Annotated in this window: 5 protein-coding genes and 1 pseudogene; 3 read left to right on the top strand and 3 right to left on the bottom strand. The window is 55.6% G+C overall.

Annotation, left to right across the window (positions count from 1 at the left end; translation table 11 throughout):
- Positions 1-526: FCD domain-containing protein (locus ACTH5D_RS17095; RefSeq protein WP_441673337.1), on the bottom strand; the 526-nt coding region annotated here is incomplete at its 3' end.
- A gap of 179 nt (positions 527-705) precedes the next feature.
- Between ACTH5D_RS17095 and ACTH5D_RS17090 the strand changes: the two genes are divergently transcribed.
- Genes ACTH5D_RS17090 through ACTH5D_RS17080 form a run of 3 tightly spaced genes read left to right on the top strand, consistent with a single transcriptional unit; the run spans position 706 to position 3491 of the window.
- Complete coding sequence (locus ACTH5D_RS17090; protein WP_441673335.1) at positions 706-1320, top strand: chromate transporter; 615 nt, start codon at positions 706-708, stop codon at positions 1318-1320.
- The gene (locus tag ACTH5D_RS17085) at positions 1317-1847 is read left to right on the top strand and encodes a chromate transporter (RefSeq protein ID WP_441673333.1); all 531 of its coding nucleotides are present in this window, start codon (positions 1317-1319) and stop codon (positions 1845-1847) included. The genes ACTH5D_RS17090 and ACTH5D_RS17085 overlap by 4 nt, the downstream gene beginning before the upstream one ends.
- Positions 1848-1883: 36 nt before the next feature.
- Positions 1884-3491 carry a gamma-glutamyltransferase family protein gene (locus ACTH5D_RS17080; protein WP_441673331.1) on the top strand — a complete coding sequence of 536 codons (1608 nt, stop codon included), beginning with the start codon at positions 1884-1886 and terminating at the stop codon, positions 3489-3491.
- 40 nt (positions 3492-3531) lie between these two features.
- On the opposite strand, the gene ACTH5D_RS17075 is transcribed toward ACTH5D_RS17080, so the two are convergent.
- A complete protein-coding gene (locus ACTH5D_RS17075) occupies positions 3532-4065 on the bottom strand; it encodes a molybdopterin oxidoreductase family protein (RefSeq protein WP_441673339.1) in 534 nt (177 codons plus the stop codon).
- A 78-nt stretch (positions 4066-4143) separates the two neighbouring features.
- A pseudogene (locus tag ACTH5D_RS17070) lies at positions 4144-5187 on the bottom strand (molybdopterin oxidoreductase family protein); the annotation flags it as partial.
- Positions 5188-5487 lie beyond the last annotated feature (300 nt).

Here is a 5487-nt window from a genome sequence, read left to right as displayed (position 1 = left end):
CTAACCGACGATAACGATCGAACTGATCATGCAGTTGCTCAATAAAACGTAGTAGCCAGACCGACCCACATGGCGCCACCAGCGTACGATGAAATTGAGTGTGCAGGTGCTCCCACTCCTCGCCTTTGTCTAAACTAATATCGGCCCGTTTTAGACGATGCGCCGCTGCTAATAAGTCGGCTTCCCAGTGAGAATCGCCGTGGGCAATGGCACGTTCAAGGGCCATACCTTCCATCTCCAGGCGCATCTGTGCAATATCATCCAGCTCGTCCCGCGAGAGCTTGGGCACCCGAAAACCACGCTGATTTTCCTGAATAAGCAGCCCATAGGCCGCCAATTTATTAAGCGCTTCTCGCAGCGGACTTAAACCGACCTGGTAACGCTCTTTGAGTGCATTGATAGCGAGCTTCTCACCGGCAACAAAACAGCCGCCGACTAAATCTTTGCGCAAATTATCAAATACACGACTTGATGCTGTACCGGCTGGCCCAGCTTGCACTGCTGCCTTAGGTAAAGAGTTATTCATGATGATGTCCTTTGCTCATCACAGCTCCCGCTGTCCACTCTATTTTTCACTGTTGACGTCTCTCCGCGCACTACCTATATTCTATTTTAGACAAGATAATCGATTTTTTAACCTACAAACGATAAATAAGGCCCGGGCATGTTTCTGATCTCCTCGTTAGCTTCATGGAAAACGCATCCATGAAGCCGCCCGTTTTGAAAACCAAGGGTTCGCAAAAACAGGCTGTTTCCTGGCAACTATTCTGGGCATTTTTCCGCATCGGTATTTTTGGATTCGGTGGCGGCCCCGCCATGATCCCCTTAGTACGTGCCGAAGTCGTCACCCGTCACCACTGGTTAACCGATGAAGAGTTCGCCGACGTACTCGCCATCGGCAATACGCTACCTGGCCCTATTGCCACCAAGATGCCCGGCTATATCGGCTACCGTGTCGGCGGCGTTACCGGCTGTATCGCCTCAGTGGTGGCTATTATCTTCCCGATGATAGTGGCGATGATTGTTATATTAGGTATTTTTAGCCGTTACCGCGATGTGGCTTGGATCCGCGGCATGGGTCAAGCGGTAGTTCCCGTTGTCATGGTGATGATGGCGCAGCTCACTTGGGACTTCTTTGATAAGTCACAGGCCGCTCTCGGTTGGCTGGTGAGTATTGCCATGGCCATTGTCGCTGCGGGGCTTATTTACTGGCTTGGCATTCACCCCGGCTGGGTGATTGGCGCCGTTCTAATCGCCGCCCTACTACGCCCATCACGAACTAAACCGCCGGGCGCTAAAAAAGCGGAGGGGACGGCGTGATTTATTGGGAGCTCTTCTTAGCGTTTTTTATACCGAACATTATCGGTTACGGCGGTGGTCCGGCGATTATTCCGCTGATTGAAGCCGAAATCGTTGGCCGGTATGGCTGGATGACCGCCCAGACGTTTGCTGAAACCTTAGCACTGGGCAACGCCTTACCTAGCCCAATCGCAACCAAAATGGCCGGCTATATAGGCTATGAAATCGCTGGTTTTGGCGGCGCCTTTATCGCGGTAGCGGCCACCGTCATTCCGACATTGCTCTTGATGCTCGGCGCACTGGGGCTGTTATACCGCCATCGCGACTCTCCCCGGGTTAAACGCATGAGCCAATGGGTTCGCCCGGTCATTGCCATGATGATGGCGTGGTTAACCTTGGGCTTTCTACTCGAAAGCCTCAACACCAGCGGTGCCATTCACACACTAATTATCGGTGTCGTCGCCGCCATTGCACTGATTCGCTTCAAAACACATCCCGCGTTTGTGGTCATGGGGGCACTCGTTTACGGAGGGTTTTTCCTAGGCTAAACATTACTTGGTAACACCGCTTAAAAGGACTCTGGTATGCAACATGATGCACACTATTACCCCAGCGCCTCGCGCCGGATGGCAACGTTCGGCAAACGTGGCATGGTCGCTACCTCTCAACCAATAGCAGCCCAGGTGGGCATTAGCATATTGCAGCAAGGGGGTAATGCGATTGATGCAGCCATTGCCACCGCCGCCGCATTAACGGTGGTGGAACCCACGTCGAATGGGATTGGAAGCGACGCCTTTGCTATTGTCTGGGTCGACGGCAAACTGCATGGCCTTAACGCCAGCGGCCCTGCCCCGCAAGCGGCTACCATTGAAGCGCTGAAAGCCCTTGGCCACGACACCGTACCAAACCACGGCATGCTGCCTGTTACGGTACCTGGTGCTCCTGCTGCGTGGGCAACACTGTCTGAGCGCTTTGGCAAGCTGCCGTTTGCAGAGTTGCTAGCCCCTGCCATTGCGCTCGCAGAAGAAGGCTTCCCCGTCTCTCCTGTTATTCATCAAATGTGGAAGGACGCCTTCACCAACTATTCAGCCTATAGCGAGGCTTCTTTCAAACCTTGGTTTGATACGTTTGCCCCCGAAGGCCGAGCACCGGAAGCCGGTGAACTGTGGCGCTCGGATGGCCATGCTAAAAGCCTAAAAGCGATTGCCGATACCCACGGCAAGGCATTTTATGAGGGTGAACTGTCCGAGGCTATCGACGCCTTTTCCCGCGAACACGGCGGCCTATTGCGCAAAGAAGACCTGACGGCTTACCAGCCAGAGTGGGTTGATCCGATTAGCGTGCGCTACAAAGGCCACGATATTTGGGAAATCCCTCCCAACGGCAGCGGCATGATCGTGCTGCAAGCGCTGGGTATGCTGGAGCACTTAGGCGAAGAAGGAAGCGATCCGGTTGAAACGCTGCACCGTCGTATTGAAGCCACCAAACTGGCCTATGTCGATGGCTTCACACATGTTACCGACCTGGAAGCTATGCGCCCCACCATTGATCAGATGCTGGCCGACGACTATTTGAAATCGCGTGCTGCAATGATTGGCGACCAGGCGGTTGACCCAGTACATGGCAACCCGATCAAGGGCGGCACGGTGTATCTGGCGACGGCTGACAGCGATGGCAATATGGTGTCGCTGATTCAAAGCAACTTTAAAGGCTTTGGTTCAGGCATGGTGGTGCCTGGCACCGGCATCAGCCTGCAAAACCGCGGCTGGTCATTCTCTCTTGATCCCCAGCATCCTAATGCGCTGGCGCCCGGCAAACGCACTTATCACACCATCATCCCGGGCTTTATCACCAAAGATAACCAAGCCGTTGGGCCCTTTGGGGTTATGGGTGGCTATATGCAGCCCCAAGGCCATGTGCAGGTGGTCACAGCCATGCTAGAGGATCAACTCAACCCGCAAGCAGCGCTCGATATGCCACGTTGGAAGTGGACCAAAGGCAAAACCATTGAAGTTGAAGCCGACTTCCCCAACCACTTAGCGCTTGCTCTCGCCCGCCGCGGCCATAACATCGTTAAAGTCGCCGATTCGATTAGCTTTGGCCGTGGCCAAATCATTCTGCGCGACCCTGAAACCGGCGTACTGCAAGGCGGCACCGAGCCGCGCACCGATGGAGCTGTCTTGCCTTGGTAAGATTGCTACTACCTCCCACTGGATGCTGCTGGGGTTAACGCTATGGCAGGCTTAGGCGGCAAGCAGCGTACTTGAATTCAGGGATCTTGCCGTATGGATCAAGGGCCGGGTTGGTCAGCAAATTCGCCGCCGCCTCAGCATAACAGAACGGTACGAAGACCATGCCTTCCGGCATCAGCGGATCAGCTCGTGCCATCAGCGTTATCTCCCCACGTCGGGTGGTAATCGTCAACCGCTCGCCCGGCGCTAAGCCAAGCCTCGCCAGTTCGTCCGGTGCAATGCTGGCCACCGCTTCGGGTTCGAGGTCGTCGAGTACCCTGGCACGCCGGGTCATCGAGCCGGTATGCCAGTGCTCAAGCTGACGTCCCGTCGTCAACACCGTCGGATAAGCATCGTCGAGGGGCTCATCGGGCGGCAGCGGCCGGGTGGGCGAGAACTTGGCGCGGCCACTCGCGGTGGGGAAAACATCGCTGAATACCACATCAGCGCCCGGTGCATCGTCTGCGGAACATGGATAGGTGACCGATTGCTCATGCTCGAGACGCTCCCAACTAATATGGTCCAGCGATGGCATGCCACGGGTCATTTCCTCGAATACGTCACGCGGGTGCTGATAGTCCCAGGGCAAGCCGAAACGCAGGGCGAGCTGTTGAATGATCCACCAATCAGGTTTGGCCTGCCCAGGCAAGGGCATCGCGGCACGCCCCATCTGCACTTGGCGGTTGGTATTGGTCACGGTGCCATCTTTTTCTGGCCAGGCGGAGGCCGGCAGGATCACGTCGGCGTATTGTGCCGTCTCGGTGACAAACAGGTCTTGCACCACGAGATGCTCAAGCTTGGCCAGGGCGGCACGGGCATGATCAAGGTCAGGGTCGGACATGGCGGGGTTTTCACCCAGAATGTACATGCCACGAATGGTGCCCGCAGTAATGGCATCCATTATTTCGACCACGGTCAAACCAGGATTGGCTTCCAGCGGGGAATTCCAGAGTTCCTCAAAGGCGCTACGCACCTGGTCATCCGAGACGGGTTGGTAATCAGGCAATACCATCGGGATCATGCCCGCATCCGAGGCGCCCTGCACGTTGTTCTGCCCGCGCAGCGGATGCAACCCAGTGCCAGGCCTACCCGTCTGACCGCAGGCCAATGCCAATGAGATCAGACTGCGGGCATTGTCGGTACCATGCGTATGCTGGGAAATGCCCATACCCCAGAAGATCATCGCTTTCTCGGCCTTGGCGTAAAGTCTCGCCACCTCGCGTATTTCCTCCGGAGCAATACCGCATAGCCCGGACATCGCTTCCGGCGTCATATCGATGACGTGTGTCTTGAGTGCCTCAAATCCCTCGGTGTGCTCGGTGATATAGGCCTCGTCGTAGAGCGCTTCCGTAACGATAACGTTAAGCATGGCATTGAAGAGCGCCACGTCGCTGCCCGGCGTGAAGCGCAACGTCTTGTGGGCATAGGCGCCCAACGCCTGACCGCGTGGATCGATGATAATGATCTTGGTGCCCTGCTTGGCAGCCTGCTTGAAGAAGGTTGCCGCGACAGGATGATTCACCGTGGGGTTGCAGCCAGTGAGAAGCACCACATCGGACTCCAACGCCTGCATGAAGGATGCTGTCACGGCACCGGAGCCAATGCATTCCATCAGCGCGGCGACCGAACTGGCATGACACAAGCGCGTACAATGATCGACATGATTGGAGCCGAAGCCAGTACGCGTCGATAGAAGGGTTTAAGAGTACGGCACAAATCATCGATGAGACGCTGAATACCGAAGTACTTGGCGCAGCGGATATGCTGCTAGTAAGCAAAGATAGTATCCTCGCATCGAGTAGCAATACGCTGTGGACGGCGAAAACAATCGTTAGGCAATCAGGTAGTACGCAATCAGATATGGTCGCAGGCAATTATGCGCTGACGGCAAATACGATTGACTCACTCTCAGGCGTCGGTGGTCAAGCGGCTCAGTCAGGACTACATATCAGTGCCA

Origin of the sequence: Halomonas sp., from assembly GCF_052095695.1 — a bacterium.
In the GTDB taxonomy this organism is placed as follows: Bacteria; Pseudomonadota; Gammaproteobacteria; order Pseudomonadales; family Halomonadaceae; genus Vreelandella.
This window is presented reverse-complemented; position numbering and strand designations above follow the sequence as displayed.

Excerpts from the sequence above, each read along its gene's own strand:
- ACTH5D_RS17090 (WP_441673335.1), top strand. The coding sequence starts at position 706 with ATGAAGCCGCCCGTTTTGAAAACCAAGGGTTCGCAAAAACAGGCTGTT.
- ACTH5D_RS17080 (WP_441673331.1), top strand. The coding sequence starts at position 1,884 with ATGCAACATGATGCACACTATTACCCCAGCGCCTCGCGCCGGATGGCA.
- ACTH5D_RS17075 (WP_441673339.1), bottom strand. The coding sequence starts at position 4,065 with ATGCCATCGCTGGACCATATTAGTTGGGAGCGTCTCGAGCATGAGCAA.